At 69.8% G+C, this 17,488-nt stretch carries 12 protein-coding genes; 6 read left to right on the plus strand and 6 right to left on the minus strand.

The features are described 5' to 3' along the window. The 3 genes from RN901_RS06745 to ppsA are packed head-to-tail and all read right to left on the minus strand — an operon-like array spanning position 1 to position 5,400. Positions 1-1,413 carry an aldo/keto reductase gene (locus RN901_RS06745; protein ID WP_345782360.1) on the minus strand — a complete coding sequence of 471 codons (1,413 nt, stop codon included), beginning with the start codon at positions 1,411-1,413 and terminating at the stop codon, positions 1-3. A gap of 43 nt (positions 1,414-1,456) precedes the next feature. After that, the gene (locus RN901_RS06750; RefSeq protein WP_310757255.1) at positions 1,457-3,007 is read right to left on the minus strand and encodes an APC family permease; all 1,551 of its coding nucleotides are present in this window, start codon (positions 3,005-3,007) and stop codon (positions 1,457-1,459) included. After that, positions 2,977-5,400, minus strand: coding sequence for a phosphoenolpyruvate synthase (gene ppsA, locus RN901_RS06755; protein WP_310757257.1), 2,424 nt, complete (start codon positions 5,398-5,400; stop codon positions 2,977-2,979). Before ppsA ends, RN901_RS06750 begins: the two co-directional genes overlap by 31 nt. Positions 5,401-5,453: 53 nt before the next feature. Between ppsA and RN901_RS06760 the strand changes: the two genes are divergently transcribed. The 3 genes from RN901_RS06760 (at position 5,454) to RN901_RS06770 (ending at position 10,160) form a co-directional block, all read left to right on the plus strand. Beyond that, positions 5,454-6,290, plus strand: coding sequence for a pyruvate, water dikinase regulatory protein (locus RN901_RS06760; protein WP_310757259.1), 837 nt, complete (start codon positions 5,454-5,456; stop codon positions 6,288-6,290). A 12-nt stretch (positions 6,291-6,302) separates the two neighbouring features. Then, complete coding sequence (locus RN901_RS06765; RefSeq protein ID WP_310757261.1) at positions 6,303-9,719, plus strand: amidohydrolase family protein; 3,417 nt, start codon at positions 6,303-6,305, stop codon at positions 9,717-9,719. Between the two features lie 129 nt (positions 9,720-9,848). Further along, positions 9,849-10,160 (plus strand): hypothetical protein, encoded by a 312-nt coding sequence (locus tag RN901_RS06770; protein ID WP_310757263.1) that lies wholly within the window; start codon positions 9,849-9,851, stop codon positions 10,158-10,160. An 18-nt stretch (positions 10,161-10,178) separates the two neighbouring features. Here the strand turns inward: RN901_RS06770 and RN901_RS06775 are convergent, their stop codons facing one another. Continuing rightward, positions 10,179-11,078 (minus strand): creatininase family protein, encoded by a 900-nt coding sequence (locus tag RN901_RS06775; RefSeq protein WP_310757265.1) that lies wholly within the window; start codon positions 11,076-11,078, stop codon positions 10,179-10,181. Positions 11,079-11,191: 113 nt separating this feature from the next. Here RN901_RS06775 and RN901_RS06780 point away from each other — a divergent pair, with 113 nt between their 5' ends. The 3 genes from RN901_RS06780 to RN901_RS06790 are packed head-to-tail and all read left to right on the plus strand — an operon-like array spanning position 11,192 to position 14,930. After that, positions 11,192-12,958: an amidase family protein gene (locus RN901_RS06780; protein WP_310757267.1), complete on the plus strand. Its 1,767-nt coding sequence runs from the start codon at positions 11,192-11,194 to the stop codon at positions 12,956-12,958. Then, positions 12,955-13,884 (plus strand): acyl-CoA thioesterase II, encoded by a 930-nt coding sequence (gene tesB, locus RN901_RS06785; protein WP_310757269.1) that lies wholly within the window; start codon positions 12,955-12,957, stop codon positions 13,882-13,884. The genes RN901_RS06780 and tesB overlap by 4 nt, the downstream gene beginning before the upstream one ends. Further along, positions 13,881-14,930, plus strand: coding sequence for a peptidyl-alpha-hydroxyglycine alpha-amidating lyase family protein (locus RN901_RS06790; protein WP_310757271.1), 1,050 nt, complete (start codon positions 13,881-13,883; stop codon positions 14,928-14,930). The genes tesB and RN901_RS06790 overlap by 4 nt, the downstream gene beginning before the upstream one ends. A gap of 24 nt (positions 14,931-14,954) precedes the next feature. On the opposite strand, the gene RN901_RS06795 is transcribed toward RN901_RS06790, so the two are convergent. Continuing rightward, entirely contained in the window at positions 14,955-16,028 is a 1,074-nt protein-coding gene (locus RN901_RS06795; protein ID WP_310757273.1) for a carboxypeptidase-like regulatory domain-containing protein, read from the minus strand. Positions 16,029-16,056: 28 nt separating this feature from the next. Further along, entirely contained in the window at positions 16,057-17,382 is a 1,326-nt protein-coding gene (locus tag RN901_RS06800; RefSeq protein ID WP_310757276.1) for an aminotransferase class III-fold pyridoxal phosphate-dependent enzyme, read from the minus strand. Between the last annotated feature and the right edge of the window lie 106 nt (positions 17,383-17,488).

The following is a 17,488-nucleotide window of genomic DNA, read 5'->3' on the forward strand; positions in this document are numbered from 1 at the left end:
TCATGTCTGCCTCCCGACCTGGGCGTCGGCTTCGATCTCGACCCGGTATCCTGACCCGATGAGACCGGCCTGGACCAGCGTGTTGGCGGGCCGGATATGGCCGAAACGCCGGCCGTGCGCGCGGGCCACGGGCTCCCAGTCCGCCAGTTCCGGCACGAAGATCCGGGTCCGGGTCACGTTCTCGAGGCGTCCGCCCAGCGCCTCGATCGCCCCCTCGATCTTGTCGATGACGAAGTGCGTCTGCGAGGCTGGGTCGTCGCCGCCGACCAGCCGGTCCCCGTGCGTGGCCGTCGTCCCGGAGACCGCGATGTGGTCGCCCGTCCGCACGGCCCGGCTGTAGCCGGCGAGATCCTCCCACACCGTGCCGGAGTCCACGCGCGTCCGGCCGCCGCTCCCGGTGCGGACGGGATACGGCGGCGGAAACTCGTCCACGTGATGGCTGAGGTCGCCCGCCGCCGTCAGGTAGGGCGGTCGCCGATACTCATCCCCGCAGTCTCCCGGAATCGGATCCAGCGCCCCGCTCGCCACCGCCAGCGTTTTTCGGTCTGCCGCGTCGAGCTTCAGCGACGAGAGGCGCAGGTTGTCGGCGATGTGCGCGCGACGCCCCAGCCGCGCGCCGATGATCACGCCCGCCACCGCGGGCCGGTCGAGGATGGCGCGCGCCGCGACGTTCGCCATCGAGACGCCGTGCTTCTGCGCCACCGCCCGGACCGCCGCGAGCAGCGTCTGCAGCCGGCCCCAGCCGCCCGCCGCCTCGACGAAGCGGCGGTACTTCATCTCGGACCACGTCTTCACCCCGTCCGGCCCCGGGTCTTCCACGTCGAACCAGCGCTCGGTCAGGAGGCCGCCCGCCAGCGTTCCGTAGGCGAGGAGCTGGACCCCGTGCGCGAGACAGACCTCCGTCATGGCGTCCGCGGCGCGTCCGTCGAGGAGGGAGAACGAAACCTGGTTCGAGACCACTTCGATGCCGGTATGGAGGACCATGTCGAGGTGGACGGCGTCGAAGTTCGTGAGTCCGAGGTGCCGGATCAGTCCTTCGTCCTTCAGTTCCTGGAGGGCGAACAGGCAGTCGAGCCAGCTCGGATCCGCGTAGCGCCAGGCGTGGAACTGAAGGAGGTCGATCGCATCCGCGCGCAGCCGGTCGAGAGACCGCTCCACGGCCTCGCGCACCGTCGCCGGCGTGTGCGCGCCCGGAGCGGGCGTCCACTTGGTGAGGAGCTGCAGGTCTCCGTCCCGATGCGGGGCGCGGGACGCGCACGCCCCGGCGATCTCCTCGGCCGAACCGTAGTGGTCCGCCATGTCGAACGTCGTGAAGCCCGCCTGGCTGTACGCGTCCATCGCGCCCGCGGCGACCCCGACGTCGATCGGGCCCTCGCGTTCCAGGTCGGCGACCTGCCACAGTCCGGTCAACACCCGCGAGATCTCCAGGCCGGGAGCCAGTTCCCGGCGCTCCGGCCTACTCAGGCGGCAGCTCGCGGAAGAGGCGGTCGACGTCCGTCCCGGAGGCCCGCAGCGTTCGCATCTTCCGGATGTAGATGAGCGATCCCAGCGCCATGACGCCGATCCAGAGCGGCGTGGAGTGGAAATACCACGCCGCGACGTCCGCCGTGAGGTCCTTCCGCAGGTGGGTCACAAGAAACGTCCCCAGCAGCACGATTCCCGCCACGCACACGCACGTGCGCGCCGCCGGGCCGCGGAGCACGCGGAAGTTCGCGGCGATCTCCGGGCTCCGCCACGGGAGGACGAGCACGGAGACGCACATGAGGAGGAAGTTGACGAGCATCGACGTGACCATGATGTCGACGCCGAGGAAGAAGTCCCCCGCGAATTCGCTGCCGACGATCGCGACGGAGGCCAGCGCGGTCGAGAGGAGGATCGCGGCGTGCGGCGTGCGGTGTGTCGGGTGCACCCGGGCGAGGCCCGAGGGAAAGATCCCGTCCTCGGCCCACGCGAAGACGAGACGCGAGACGGAGAGGATCATCGCCGGCAGGTCGTTGATCAGGGCGATCGCGGCCCCCGCCACGATGAGCACCGTCCACCACGGCGGGAGCACGTACCCTAGGAGTCCGGGAGCAGTGAGGTCCTGTTCCTGCGCCCGCGCCCACACGAACTCCCACGGGACCGTGTGATAGACGGCGGCCGTGAAGAGCAGGTAGTAGGCGCCCACGATGAAGACCGCGAGGCCGATCGCGAGGGGGAGCGCCCGGTTCGGATTCCGTGCCTCGCCGCCCGCCTGCGCGATCGCGTCGAAGCCGACGAAGCTGGCGAAGAGGAGGCCGGAGGCGGCGAGAAAGCCGGCCGGGCCGAGCGGCGGTGGCGTGGCCGCCGGCACCTCCACGCCTTCGCTTGCGAGCAGCGCCGCCGCGAAGTCGCCCTGGTCGAACGAGAACCCGGCCACGATGACGATCGCGCCGAGCGCGAACATGACGACCATGAGCGGCACCACGGTGCGTTCGTAGGCCCGGAGCCCGCGCAGGTTCACCCACGCGAACGCCCACAGCATCGCGAGCGCCAGAGCCACACGGACCGCACCCGTGTCCAGCGCGCCGGCCAGCCCCGCCATCCCCAGTGCGCCCGCGATGTCGCGCAGGAACGGGACGATGAGATAGGAGACGACCCCGATGACGATGGAGAGGCCGAACCACTGCGAGAAGCTCGCCACGAAGCCCCAGTACGGACCGAGCGCCCGGCTCGCGAAGACGTAGCTCCCTCCGGCCCGCGGCATGGCCGAAGCGAGGATCGCGTAGGCGAGCCCCGCGAGGACGGCCGGCAAGGCGCCGAACGCGAACGCCGGGAGCACGTTCTCCGCGATCCCGGGCACGTTCCGCTGGATCATGACGGGAACCACGTTGATCCCGGCGCCCAGCATCGAGCAGATCCCCGTCGCCGCCAGCCCCCACAGTCCGAGTTGGCGCGCGAGTCCCGTTCCGCCGGCTCCCGCGGTCCCCGTGCCCGCCGTGTCTCCGTTCGCCGTCGTCAGACTTCCTCCCCCGCGAGGAACATCCACGTCTCGACGGCGGTGTCCGGATTGAGCGACATGCTCTCGATCCCCTCCTCCACGAGCCAGCGTGCGAGATCGGGGTGGTCCGACGGTCCCTGCCCGCAGATCCCGATGTACTTGCCCGCCTTCGCGCAGGCGCGGATCGCCATCGAGAGCGTCGCCTTCACGGCCGCGTCGCGCTCATCGAAGATGTCGGCGATGAGCCCGGAGTCGCGGTCGAGGCCGAGGGTGAGCTGCGTCATGTCGTTCGACCCGATCGACATCCCGTCGAAGTGCTCGAGGAACTCGTCCGCGAGCAGGGCGTTCGAGGGAAGCTCGCACATCATGATGAGCTGCAGGCCGTCCTCCCCGCGGGCGAGGCCGTTCTCCGCCAGGAGGTCGACGACCCCCCGCGCCTCCGCAACCGTGCGGACGAAGGGGACCATCAGCCACACGTTGTCGAGTCCGATCCTCCGGCGGACCCGGCGCAGTGCCCGGCACTCGAGTTCGAAGGCGGGCCCGAAGCTCTCCGACACGTAGCGGGACGCGCCGCGGAAGCCGAGCATCGGGTTCTCCTCGTACGGCTCGTAGCGCCGGCCGCCGATGAGATCCGCGTATTCGTTCGACTTGAAGTCGGACAGCCGCACGATGACGGGCTCGGGGGCGAAGGCCGCGGCGATCGTGGCGACCCCTTCCGTGAGTTTCTCGACGTAGAATTCGACCGGATCCGCGTAGCCGGCGTGCTGGACCCGGATGTCCCCCTGGAGTTCGTCCGGCAGGTTTTCGAAGTCGAGCAGGGCCTGCGGATGGACGCCGATCATGCGGTTGATGATGAACTCGAGCCGGGCGAGGCCCACCCCGTGGTTGGGGATCGAGGCGAAGTCGAACGCCCGGTCCGGGTTCCCCACGTTGAGCATGATCTTGACCGGGATCTCCGGCATGGCGCCGAGGCGGATCTCTCCCTCCTCGAAGTCGAGCAATCCTTCGTACACGTAGCCCGCGTCGCCTTCGGCGCAGGACACCGTCACGTCCCCGGCCTCCGCGAGCTGCGCCGTCGCGTCGCCGCAGCCGACGACCGCGGGGATGCCGAGTTCCCGCGCGATGATCGCCGCGTGGCAGGTGCGGCCGCCGCGATTCGTGACGATGGCGGCGGACTGCTTCATCATCGGTTCCCAGTCCGGGTCCGTCATGTCCGTGACGAGCACGTCGCCGCGCCGGAAGCGCGCGATCTCCGAGGCGGACTCGATGACGCACGCCGGACCGCCCCCGATCCGGCCGCCGATGCTGCGCCCCTCGGCGAGCACCCGGCCCCGCTCCTTGAGCGTGAAGCGGGAGATGACTCCGCCCGCGCGACTCTGCACGGTTTCCGGACGCGCCTGCAGGATCCTCAGCGCGCCGTCGATGCCATCCCGGGCCCACTCGATGTCCATGGGACGGCCGTAGTGGTCCTCGATCAGGAGCGCCTGGCGAGCCAGTTCGTGCACCTCGTCGTCCGTGAGCGAGAAGCGGAGCCGGTCCTCCTCCGGGACCTCGACCGTCCGGACGGACTCGGCTTCGTCCCCGGCCGCCGCTCCCGATCCGGCCTCGGAGCCGGCCTCCGATCCGGCGTAGACGAGCTTGATCGCCTTGCCCCCGAGGTTTCGGCGCAGGATCGCATGGCGGCCGGCGCGCAGGGCCGGCTTGTAGACGTAGAACTCGTCCGGGTTCACGCCCCCCTGCACGACCGTTTCTCCGAGACCGTACGCGCTCGTGATGAACACGACGTCCCGGAACCCCGACTCGGTATCCAGCGTGAACATCACCCCGCTCGAGCCCTTGTCCGCGCGCGCCATGCGCTGGACGCCGACGGAGAGGGCCACGTCGCGGTGCGCGAACCCCTGGTGCACCCGGTAGGCGATCGCCCGGTCGCTGAACAGCGAGCCATAGACGTGATGTACCGCCCGCAGCACCGCGTCGACCCCGCGGACGTTGAGCAGCGTGTCCTGCTGCCCGGCGAAGGAGGCTTCGGGAAGATCTTCGGCCGTGGCCGAGGAGCGCACCGCGACGGAGATGTCGCCGCCGGACGCGCCGCCGTCGGCGCCGAGTTCGCGGTAGGCCGACTCGATCCGGGCGGCGAGTCCCGGCGGGAGCGGCGTATCGGCGATCCAGCCCCGGATCTCGCGACCCGCACCGGCAAGCGCCCCCAGATCCTCGACGTCCAGGGTATCGAGCGAAGCGTGGATGCGTTCTCCGAGTTCGCCGGAGAGGAAGTCGCGGTACGCCAGGGCCGTGATCGCGAAGCCGCCCGGGACATCAACGCCCGCCGCGGAGAGGTGAGAGATCATCTCGCCGAGCGATGCGTTCTTCCCCCCTACCGATTCGAGATCGGCGAGTCCGATCGACTCGAATGGCGCGATATACGAGGCTGAATGCGCGGGCAAGGCGGCTCCGGGCGGTTGTCTCAAGCCAATCGAAGCGGGAGAATCAGCGTACGATGACCCAGCGAACGGTTTTCTTCGTTTCGGACCACTCGGGCGTCACGGCCGAGACCCTCGGCCACAGCCTGATCGCGCAGTTCGACGCCCTCGACTTCACGAAAATCACCGTACCATTCGTCTCCACCGTCGACAAGGCGAAACGGGCCGCCAGGAACATCAACACCACGGCGCGCGTGCAGGGCTCGCCCCCCATCGTCTTCAGCACCCTCGTGAAGGAGGACGTGCGCGACACCGTCCGGGAAATCGTTGAGGAGACCGATGCCCTCTTCCTTGACTTCTTCGACTCCTTTCTCGACCCGCTCGAGAAGGAATTCGGCCACAAGTCGCAGCACGCCATGGGCGTGTCCCACGGCATCCAGAACTACCGGGAATACGACCGCCGCATCGAGGCGATGAACTTCGCGCTGTCTCACGATGACGGCTCGAACCCGGAGGGATACGACCGGGCCGACCTCGTACTGGTCGGCGTGTCGAGATCCGGCAAGACCCCGACCTGCCTCTATCTCGCGCTCCAGTACGGCGTGTTCGCCGCGAACTACCCTCTCACGGGAAGCGATCTGGAGGAGCGGCGGATTCCACCCCCTCTCTTCGACCACCGGGACAAGATCTACGGGCTCACGATCGAGCCCCACCGCCTGGGGGAACTGCGGAGCGCGCGCGGCATCGGCCGCCGCTACGCCTCGCCCCGCCAGGTGAGTTTCGAAATCCGTCAGGCGCAGTCGCTGTTCGAGCGCCTCGACATCCCGTTCATCGACGCAACGCGCTGCTCGATCGAGGAACTGGCGAGCCGGATCCTCGACGCGACGCGCCTCGAGCGGCGCACGACATCGTAAGGAGGTACCACCATGTGTGATTCCCGCACCGACTCGGCTCCCGGGGCCCATGCGGCTCCCGGCGTCAGTTCGACTCCCGTCGGCATTCTGGCGCTTCTCTGCCTCGCGATTGCCGCGCCCGGCGCCGCCGCGCTCCCGCAGGAAGGTGACGCGGCCGAGACATGGGACGTGACGGCGCCGACCGGCGAAACCCGGGAGATCGACTTCACGACGGACGAGGGGACGTGGATGTCGCTCGACCTCGAGCCGGGGGGAGAGTGGCTCGTGTTCGACCTCCTCGGGCACATCTACCGGCTTCCCGTGGAGGGCGGCGAGGCCGAGGTCCTCACGCAGAACACCGGCGTGGCCGTCAACTACCACCCGAGCCTGTCGCCGGACGGGTCGACGATCGCCTTCATCTCCGACCGCGGGGGGCAGAGCAACCTGTGGCTGATGGATGCGGACGGCTCGAACCCGCGCCCGGTGTTCGAGGATCAGGGGCTGCGCGCGTGGGAGCCGGCGTGGAGTCCGGACGGGCGCTTCATCGTCGTGCGGCGCGCCTCGACGCGGCGCGGCGGGGGCGGCCCGGCGCCGGGGCTGTGGATGTACTCGAGGGACGGGGGCGAAGGCGTGCAACTCGTCGGCTCGGACTATTCCGGCGCCCAGTGGCCGTCGTTCTCACCCGACGGCGGGTCCCTCTACTTCCACTTCCGGGCCGCGCCGCCGGGGCTGTGGTCCGGCCGGCTGGACATGACACAGGGGCACAAGCAGATCCGGCGGCTCGACCTCGAAACGGGGCGGGTCGACGAGATCACGTCCGGCATCATGGTGCAGCAGGGGCAGACCTCGAGCGGCGGGGCGATCGCGCCGGAGCCGTCGCCGGACGGGCGCTGGCTCGCCTTCGCGCGCCGCATCCCGGACGGGACGATCTCTCACGACGGGCACCGCTTCGGGCCCCGCACCGCGCTCTGGCTGCGGGAGCTGGAAACGGGGGCCGAGCGCGTCCTCATGGACCCGATCGAGGTGGACATGGCGGAGGGGATGAAGGTGTCCCGCGACCTGCCGGGGTACAGCTGGGCGTCGGACTCGCGCTCCATCGTGGTCTCGGCGGGCGGGAAGATCCGCCGCGTCGACCTCGACGGCGCCGTGACGACAATCCCCTTCACCGCCCGCGTGCAGCGCACGATCTCGGAGATGGCGGGGCGTCCGCAGATGGCGCTGGGCGAGACGTTCAAGGTGAAGTTCCCGCGCTGGACCGCCTCCTCGCCGGACGGGAGCCGGCTCGCCTTCCAGGCGGTGGGACGGGTGTGGCTCATGGACCTGCCGGATGGGACGCCGCGGCGGCTCACGCCGGACTCGTTCGCGCCGTTCGAGATGGCGCCCGCGTGGTCGCCGGACGGGCGCTCCATCGCGTTCACGAGCTGGGCGGACGCGGACCAGGGGCAGGTGTGGCGGGTGTCGGCGGACGGAGGCGCGCCGCAGCAGCTCACGACGCAGGCGGGAGAATACCTCAACACCGTGTGGAGTCCGGACGGCCGGGACATCGTCGTCACCAGGGGGTCAGGCGCGACGTCCCACGGCCGGACCGTGGCGAGCAACCAGTTCTTCGACTTCGTGCGCGTGCCGGCGGAAGGCGGCGACGCGACGCTGATCACGAAGGTGGCGCGGCCGTACGCGGGCGGGCGTCCGCTGATGCCGCGGCGGCCCGTCGCGCAGGCGTCGTTCGGACCCGACGGGCGACTCTTCTATCCGGAGGCCCTGGGACCCGACGACGGCGAACCCGCGGGGACGGAGATCGCCTCCATCCGCCTCGACGGGAGCGACCGCCGCGTCCACTTCACCCTCCCGGACGCGGACGAGGCGGCGGTGTCGCCGGACGGGGCGTGGCTCGCCTTCCAGGAGGGCGACAACGTGTACCGGATGCCCTTCCCGTACGGCGGGACGGGGTCGAACATCGTCCGCATCGCCAAGCGCAGCGGCCAGTTGCCGGTCACGCAGGTCAGCTTCGAGGGCGGCATCCATCCGCGCTGGCGCGACGCGAGCACGCTCGAGTTCGTGAGCGGCCCGCGCTACTACACGCACGACCCGAACAGCGGGGAGACGGTCGAGACGCCGATCGACCTCGAACTGCCGCGCCACATCGCCCGCGGGAGCGTCGCCTTCACCGGCGCCCGCATCATCACGGCCGAGAACGACGAGGTCATCGCGAGCGGCGACATTCTCGTGCGGGACGGCCGCCTCGCCTGCATCGGCGACTGCGACACCGCCGGCGCGGACCACGTGATCGACGCGGCGGGCACGACGATCATGCCCGGCCTCATCGACATGCACGCGCACCATCACCGCGACCACGTGGGCGTGATCCCGCAGCGCAACTGGGAGTCCGCGATCTACATGGCGTACGGGATCACGACGACGCTCGACAACTCGCAGTGGTCGTCGAACGTCTTCCCCGCCGCCGAACTCGTCGAGGCCGGCGCCATGATCGGCCCGCGCACCTACAGCACGGGGGATCCCGTCTATTCCGGCGACGGGGCGCGCCAGAACGAGATCTCGAGCTACGAGTTGGCGGACCAGAACGTCGCGCGCCTCGCCTCGTGGGGCGCGGTGATGATCAAGGAGTACCTGCAGCCGCGCCGCGACCAGCGGCAGTGGGTCACGGACGCGGCGCGGGTACGCGGGCTGCGCGTGACCGCCGAGGGCGGCGACATCGAGTACAACATGGGCATGATCATGGACGGCCACACCGGGTGGGAGCACCCGATGAGCTACGTGCCGCTGTACGATGACGTGGCGAAGTTCTTCGGCCAGTCCGATGCCGTGTACTCCCCGACTTTCATCGTCGGCGGCCCGAGCGCCTGGAACGAGGAGTACTTCTACCAGACGGACGACGTGTGGAGGGACGAGAAGATGCGCCGCTGGCTCCCGTGGCGGATGCTCATCCCCGCCACCCGGCGCCGCATGATGCGCCCGGAGACGGACTACAGCTTCCCCCTCATCGCGCGCGGCCTGGGCGACATCATCGAGGAGGGCGGCTGGGGGGCCATCGGCTCGCACGGCCAGCTGCACGGGCTCGGCTCGCACTACGAGGTGTGGATGGCCGCAGCGGGGACGGACGAGATGACGGGGATCGAGATCGGCACGATCCACGGGGCCCATTTCCTGGGCCTGGCGCACGAGACCGGATCGCTCGCCGAGGGCAAGCTGGCGGACTTCATCGTCCTCAACTCGAACCCGCTCGACGACATCCGGAACACGGCGGACATCCGGCTCGTCGTCAAGGACGGGATCGTGTACGACGCGGACACGCTCGACGAGGTGTGGCCCGACCCGAAGCCGTTCGGCGACCACTACTGGGTGGACGAGGACGCCCTGATGAGCGACGACCGCCCCACCGACTACTGGGACCGAAGGCGGGACGGCGGCGGCGGTCCCGATCCCCGGAACTGACATTGTGACAGGGAGCTAGACGAGGACACCCGTTGATCCCAGGTTGAGGGGTACCGGGAACTTGAACTCGGAAGACCGCGGGACGACGAGACCGCGGCACGTGATTCGGTTCCGGGGGAGGCAGGCGAAATGGGAGCGGAACTCATCGGGATTCTGAGCGTGGGCGCGGCGCTGGCCGCGCTCATCCTCGGCGTTTCGCACAGGCTCCGCGACGACATGAAGGGAATGCGCGGCGAGATGCGCGGCGAGATCCACGGGCTTCGCGGAGAGATGCAGGGGATGCGCGCGGAGCTTCGAGAGGAGATTCAGGGCGTGCGGAGCGAGGTGATCGACCTCCGCGGGGAAGTACACGGGTTCCGCGTGGAGATCACGGATCGGGTGGCCCGGATCGAGGCGAAGGTGTTCAACGGCGCGGCGGCCGGACCGGGCAACGCGGCCTGAGCACGGACGCCGGTCCGTTCAGTCGTTTTCGGCGATGGCCCGGCGGATGGCGCGGGCGGTGATCTCGGCGCGATAGTCGACGAGGCGCCGCCCGTTCGCCACCGTCGACGCCAGGGGCGAGAGGTCGACGCCGTTGATGGAGAAGAGGCCGGCCTCGAGCCGCTGATCCGCCCGGATCGTGCTCGGATCGACGGTCGCCATTATGGACGAGTAGTGATAGTCGTCGTGGTACTCATTGCGGGTCGCCACGCACTCGTCCGGCTGCTGGAATATTCCCAGTTCTTCCTTCAGATAGTCGCAGCTATAGATGTCTTCCGTATAGTACTCCGGGATGAAATGGACGCGGGCCGGCCGGTCCGCCCAGGCGCGGTTGAGGGCGGCGGCCACGTTCTCCATCCCGCTCACGTTTCCGCCACTGTCTCCGATGAGGACGAGGTTCTCGAACCCGTGCGCGGCGAGGCTGCCCAAGACATCCGTGAGCATGGCCTCGAACGTCTCCTGCCGGACGCTGATCGTGGCGTGGTAGCGCATGTGTCCGCTCGGGGGATCGATGCTCCCCTCCGGGACCAGCTTGATGACGGGGGCGACGAGCGCGTCACCGAGTTCGCGCGCGATCGCCTCCGCCGTGGCCTGCAGCACGAAGTTGTGCTTGCCGCTCGCCAGGTACGGGCCGTTCTGCTCGATGCCTCCGGTGCCGATGATGGCCGTCGTCATCCCCTCGGCGAGGGCGTCGCGCACCTCCATCCACGTCATCTCCTCGATCCACACGGTCTCGAGCCGGTCGATCGGGCGTGGAGCGTCGAGATCCTGGCCGACGGCCGGAGTCCCGCCGCCAACGGCGAGGGCGAACAGCACCCACACGGCGAGTTGGCGGGTGCGGCGCGAGGGCGGCGTGCGAGGCGGGGCTTGGCTGAACACGGCGGTCTCCCGGGATCGAGGCTACGGCGGGCAGCGGGTCATCCCTTACTATACGGCGACGACGGGGCGAGATTCGAGGTCCGCGTCGGAGTCCCGGGAATTCGGAGGGTCCCATGAGGTCAGTTCCAAACGTCCACACCCGCGCCCAGGGGGCCGAATTCCGGCCGGGGCGCGTCCGGTCGGGACGCTTCCTGCCGGCGAGCGTCGTGCTGGCCGCCGTTCTGGTGGCATGCGGCGGCCCGGCGTCCGAGGCGGAGCCGTTCGACGTGGTGGAGGCGACGATCCCGGAGATGCAGGCCGCGATGGAGAGCGGGCGGGTCACGTCGCGACAGATCGTCATGGAGCACCTGGCGCGGATCGCCCGCTACGAGTGGCAACTCAACGCGGCGGTCTCGGTCAATCCGAATGCCCTCGCGGAGGCCGAGGCGCTCGACGCGGAGCGGGCGGCGGGCAGCGTGCGCGGGCCGCTGCACGGCATCCCCGTCGCGCTCAAGGACAACATTCACACGACGCACATCCCGACGACGGGCGGGTCGCTTGCCTTCGAAGGCTATTTCCCGCCGTACGAGGCGACGCTGACGACGAACCTGCGGGAGGCGGGCGCCATCATCATCGCGAAAGCCGGGCTCACGGAGTTCGCGAACTTCATGGCCGGGCCACCGAACCAGATGCCGGGCAACTACAACGCCCTCACGGGTTACGGCCTCAACCCCTACGATCCGCGCCGCGACCCGCGCGAAGGCCGCAACGACGGGCGTCCGGCGCTCACCACGGGCGGCTCCAGTTCGGGGATCGGAACGGCGGCGAGCTTCTGGTCCGCGAACGTGGGGACGGACACGGGCGGGTCGATCATCAGTCCTTCGAACGCGAACATGCTCGTCGGCATCCGGCCGACCATCGCGCGCGTCAGCCGCTGGGGCGTGGCGCCGGTGACGCTGGACCACGACATGGCGGGGCCGATGGCCCGCACGGTGACCGACGCGGCGATCATGCTCGGGGCGATGGAGGGGGCCGCGCCCGACCCGAACGACGCGGCCACCGCGCGCTGCGAGGCGGCGGCCGGCCGCGACTACACGCCGTTCCTGAACGCCGGCGGACTGGAGGGCGCCCGGATCGGGATCCCGCGCGCCTTCTATTACGAGCCGGTGGAGGTCGGAGGCGAGACGATCGGCGGCCTGCGCGGCGAAGCGGCGGCGCTCATGGCCGAGGCCATCGCGATCCTCGAGGCGGCGGGCGCGGTCGTCGTGGATCCGGCCGAGATCCCCAGCTTCGTCGATCCGGACCCCGATGCGAACTTCAACACGTGGCCGCTCTGCATCGGCGGGCACCAGGCGAAGGGGTCGGACGAGGGGTGTTCGGTTAACTTCAAGTACGGGATGAAGCGCGATTTCGACGCGTGGCTCGCGTCACTCGGGCCCTCGGCGCCGGTCGGGACGCTGACCGAGCTTCGGGAGTGGAACCTCGCCCACCGCGCTGCCGGGTCGATGAAGTACGAGCAGTCGCGCTACGACATCTCCGATGAGATGGACGTGGAGACGGACCGGGCCAGGAACGCGGCGGACATGGCGAAGGACTCGCTCCTGAGCCAGGAGCGGGGGATCGACGCGGTGCTCGAGGAATACGACCTCGACGCCATTTTCACGCCGGGGAGCCGGGGGGCCGCGCTCGCGGCGAGGGCACAGTACCCGCACATCGTCGTGCCCTTCGGCTTCGTGCCCAACGCGCCGACGCCGGCCTTCCCCGAGGGTTTCGACGCCCGGCCCGCGCCGTTCGGGATCGGGTTCACGGGGGCCGCCTGCAGCGAGCCACGGCTCATCGAACTCGCGTACGCGTTCGAGCAGGCCTCTCTGCGTCGCGTGCCGCCCCAGAGCTTCCCGTGACCTACACCGCACAGGATCTGGTCGATCTGTTCGACCTCGAGCCGGTCGAGCGGAACATCTATCGCGGGCAGAACCGGGACATCGGCTCGGGCCGGATCTTCGGCGGACAGGTACTCGCCCAGTCTCTCGTGGCGGCGCGCCGGACGGTCGACAACGAGGACCGCTCCGCACACTCGCTGCACGGGTACTTCATCCTCGCCGGCGACCTGGAGATCCCGGTCGTCTACTTCGTGGACCGCCTGCGCGACGGACGGAGCTTCACCACGCGGCGCGTGACGGCGATCCAGCACGGCCGCGCGATCTTCAACATGTCCGCCTCCTTCCACAAGACGGAGGACGGCATCGAGCACCAGGATACGATGCCGGATGTGCTGCCGCCGGAAGCGCTCGAGTCGGAGATCGACATCATACGGCGGCAGGCCGACCGCGTCCCCGAGCCGCTCCGCTCCCTGCTCACGCAGGACCGGCCGCTCGACCGCCGCCCCGTTGCCCCGCTGGACCCGTTTCGGCCGAAGCCCGACCGGCCCGTCCGACGCGCCTGGATTCGCACGGTGGGAGAGCTGGGCGATGACCCGCTCGACCACCAGGCCGTACTCGCCTATGCCTCGGACTACGGGCTCCTGCGAGCGGCTCTCGTTCCGCACGGGCGCACCTTCTTCGACCGCGACTTGATGGGCGCCTCGCTCGACCACGCGATCTGGTTCCACCGCCCCTTCCGGGTCGACGAGTGGCTCCTGTACGTGACCGAGAGCACCGTCGCGAGCGGCGCGCGGGCATTTACGCGCGGTAGCTTCTTCACGCGGGAAGGGGCGCTCGTGGCGTCGGTCGCCCAGGAGGGGGTGATCCGAACCGGCGGCCGGCCCGCTTCGGCCGGGACGTCCGCCACGGCCGAAAAGCCCGCAACCGATGAGGGAGACGACACATGACACGGCGAACCACACGACTCGGCATCCTCTTCTGTCTCATCGCGGTCGCGGCGTGCGGGGGCTCCGGCGACGGCGGCGGCGCCGCGAACGCGGACGGTGCGGCGCCGGAGCCGGAGCCCGTCAACGACCTGCCCAACCCCTACGAGCGCCTGGAACCCTGGGCGGAACTGCCCCCGGGCGCGGTGCAGTGGGGGCAGGTCACGGGCGTCGAGCAGGGACCCGACGGCCATCTCTACGTTATGCATCGCTGCTTCGAGAACAGCTGCGCCGACCGGCCCGAGGACCCGATCGTCAAGTACGACATGTCCGGACGGGCGCTCGCTTCCTGGGGGGCGGGACTGTTCAACTATCCGCACGGGTTCCACGTCGACCATGAGGGAAACGTCTGGGCGACGGACGCCCGCGGAAACGGCGAACTCGGGCACCAGGTGTTCAAGTTCAGCTCCGATGGCGAACTCCTGCTCACGCTCGGCCAGGCCGGCGTCGCGGGTCTCGGTCCCGACGTATTCAACCAGCCGACGGACGTCCTCGTCCTTCCCGGCGGCGACTTCCTCGTCATCGAGGGTCACGGCGAAGGCAACGATCGCGTCGTGCGCTTCAATCCCGAGGGGGATTTCCTGGATGCATGGGGAGGACCGGGCTCGGGGCCCGGCCAGTTCAGCACGCCGCACGCCATCGCCCGGGATTCGCAGGGACGGATCTTCATCGGGGACCGCGCGAACAACCGCATCCAGATCTTCCTCGAAGACGGAACGTTCCTGGAGGAATGGAAGCAGTTCAGCCGTCCCAGCGGGATCTTCATCGACGAGGACGACACCATCTACGTCGCGGATTCCGAGAGCTGGGGGCCGAACAACCCCGGCTGGAAGAAGGGGATCCGGGTCGGGAGCGCGCGGGACGGGTCGGTCTCGTACTTCATCGAGGACATCGAGTCCACGACGATCGAGCACAGCGGGGCCGAAGCCGTGGGCGTGGATTCGGAGGGCAACGTCTACGGCGGCGTCGTGCGCCGCCGCATGCTCGAGAAGCATGTGCGCGTGAGGTAGAGGACTGTAGGGCCCGACCCCGGGCTACTTCGTCCAGATCACCACGGCCCCGCAGCGCGCGTCGTATCCGCCGAACTCCGGCGGCAGCTCGCCGGCCCCCTGGTACACCTCGATGCCGGCGACCTCGACCGGCAACACGAGCGTGTCCAGCTCCCGGACCGGAATCGGAGAACCATCGAGATACGCGCTGAGTTCACAGCCGCCGGGCGTGAATCCTCCGGACGCCCTCCGGCTCTCGACCCAGCAGTCGCGGAACCCGGAGCCGGGGCAGCGAAGGCGGATGCCGGGCGCGTCGGCGAGCATGTGCGAGACGCGGAGCGGGCGCCGCCGGTCGATGTCCTCGAGCGTGAAGTACGTGCCCCCGCCGACCAGTTCGCCGAAGTACTTGCGGTCGTAGAATCCGTTGATTTCCAGCCGTCGCGGTCGCGTCGCGGTCACCACGAGCGGTTCCATTTCCACCGGTGCGGGCACAAGGCCGACCTGGAGTTCCGTGCTCAGCCCGCGGACCACCGTCACCTGATAGCGGAGGGAAGCGTAGCCGATCCTCTCGACCTCCAGCAGGTGCTCCCCGCCGGGCACACCGGTGAGGGCGAAGCGGCCCTGGCGGTCGCTCTGGACCTCGGCCGGCCGCCCGACCAGCGACACCGTGGCCGTGGCCACGGGCTCCTCCGTGGACGCATCGAGCACGCGGCCCACGACCCTTCCCGGCTCGGTGTCTCCGAACAGGACGCGCAGGTGGACTTCGACCGGCGTGCCGGGTTCGAAGGCGACCATCGCCTCCTCGCTGGAATCATCTCCGAACTCCGCCCATATCGTCGCCGCCCGCGCGGCGGCGGGAACGCACATCGAGAAGCGCCCGTCCGGCCCGGCGGGGTCGCGCACGGGCCTGAGCACCTGGTCGCCGGTCCAGCGGAGGACGACCGTGGCTCCGGGAAGGTTGAGCGCCCCGGACTCCTCCGTGACGAGGACGTGAAGCGACGCCCGCTCCCCGCACTCCGCCGTCTCCTGGCCCGCGGCCGCACCGGCCGTGGCCACCGATACCAGCGCCGCGACGGCCGTTGCTCGTACCGACGTCGCCTTCGATCCCGTCCGGGCCATCAGCCGGCAGACCACCGTGCGAAGCCCGTCAGCCGAGCGCGGCGTCGATCGCCACGGCGTGTCTTCCGAGGAAGGCGTCGAATTCCGCGACCAGCGCGTCGCAGTCCTCATCATCATGCGCGAGCGAGACCGTGACGAACCCCCGGCGGGCAACGTAGAACCCCGCCAGCAGCATCTCGAGTTGGAAGAGGTCGCGGGCCGCCATCGGCGTGTGGGCGACGTCGGCGCGGCGGCGGATCGGCGTGCGCTGGAAGTGGACCGTCATGATCGAACCGCGGCCCGTCACCTGCACGGGCGCGTCCCTCGCCGCCGCGACCCCGTTGAGGGCGGCCCGCAGCGCGTCTCCCCGCACCGTCAGCCGGCGCACCGCGTCGGGCGTGAACACGTCGCGCAGCCCCGCGAGGCCCGCCGCCATGGTCAGCGAGTTGTTGTTGTGCGTGCCGGGGTGGCTGAGGTGATGCTCCCGGCGGGGATCGAAGCGGTCCATGAGATCGGCGCGTCCCCCGAAGGCGCCGAAGGAGGCGCCGCCCCCGAGGTACTTTCCGAAGGTCGTGAGGTCGGCGTGGATGTCGAGCGCCTCCTGCAGGCCGCCCGGCGCGAGCCGCGAAGTCTGGACCTCGTCGAAGATCAGCAGGACGCCCGCCCGGCTGGTCGCATCCCGGAGCGCGTTCAGGAAGACCCGTGTCCCGGGGATGCAGCCGCCGCCCGCGAGCATCGGCTCGACGAGCACGCAGGCGAGTTCGGTCGCGCGTTCCGCGATGAGGGATCGCGCCGATTCGGCGTCGTTGTAGTCCGCGACCGTCCACGGGAAAGGCACGTTGAGACGACGGTCCGGGCCCGTGAAATTCAGGGGCCCGCCGTGATACGCGCCGTCGAACACGAGCACGCCCTCACGATACGTCACCGCCCGCGCCAGGCTGACGGCCATGAGGTTCGCCTCCGTCCCCGAGTTCGTGAAGCGCAGACGCTCGACGGACGGAAAGCGGCGGCAGATGAGTTCGGCGAACTCCTGCTGCTTCGGGCTCGGCCCGCCCAGGGTCAGTCCCCTCCCCGCCGCCTCCACGATCGCGGCCTGGATGGCGGGGTTCGAGTGGCCGTAGAGCCCGGCGGTATAGTCGTTGAGGAAATCGACGTAGACGTGCCCGTCGAGGTCGTGGAGCCGCGACCCTTCGCCGCGGACGATGGTGACGGGGAAGGGGTCGTAGTGGTTGACCGTTCGCGTATCCGCCCCCGGCAGGTAGTTCGTCGAGCGCTCGAAGCTCGCCTGGCTCAGGGGATTCGCCGCCGCGTAGCGGGCCGCCGCGTCCGCGGCGAGTTCCTCCAGCGTTCGCGTCCGGACCGGGCCCGTCGTCATCGGTTCCATCCCGCGCTGAGGTTCTGCTACGTTGCCGGCGCCGCCCGGTGCCCCCGGGTGGGAGGGCGTTCGCGGACGACTGGCTCCTTACGGAAGGATACGAAAG

This window comes from Candidatus Palauibacter soopunensis (assembly GCF_947581735.1).
Classification (GTDB): Bacteria; Gemmatimonadota; Gemmatimonadetes; order Palauibacterales; family Palauibacteraceae; genus Palauibacter; species Palauibacter soopunensis.

Bases quoted from the DNA above. Each gene is read 5' to 3' on its own strand.
- RN901_RS06760 (WP_310757259.1), top strand. From the start codon at position 5,454: ATGACCCAGCGAACGGTTTTCTTCGTTTCGGACCACTCGGGCGTCACG.
- RN901_RS06765 (WP_310757261.1), top strand. From the start codon at position 6,303: ATGTGTGATTCCCGCACCGACTCGGCTCCCGGGGCCCATGCGGCTCCC.
- RN901_RS06770 (WP_310757263.1), top strand. From the start codon at position 9,849: ATGGGAGCGGAACTCATCGGGATTCTGAGCGTGGGCGCGGCGCTGGCC.
- RN901_RS06780 (WP_310757267.1), top strand. From the start codon at position 11,192: ATGAGGTCAGTTCCAAACGTCCACACCCGCGCCCAGGGGGCCGAATTC.
- RN901_RS06790 (WP_310757271.1), top strand. From the start codon at position 13,881: ATGACACGGCGAACCACACGACTCGGCATCCTCTTCTGTCTCATCGCG.
- RN901_RS06795 (WP_310757273.1), bottom strand. From the start codon at position 16,028: ATGGCCCGGACGGGATCGAAGGCGACGTCGGTACGAGCAACGGCCGTC.
- RN901_RS06800 (WP_310757276.1), bottom strand. From the start codon at position 17,382: ATGACGACGGGCCCGGTCCGGACGCGAACGCTGGAGGAACTCGCCGCG.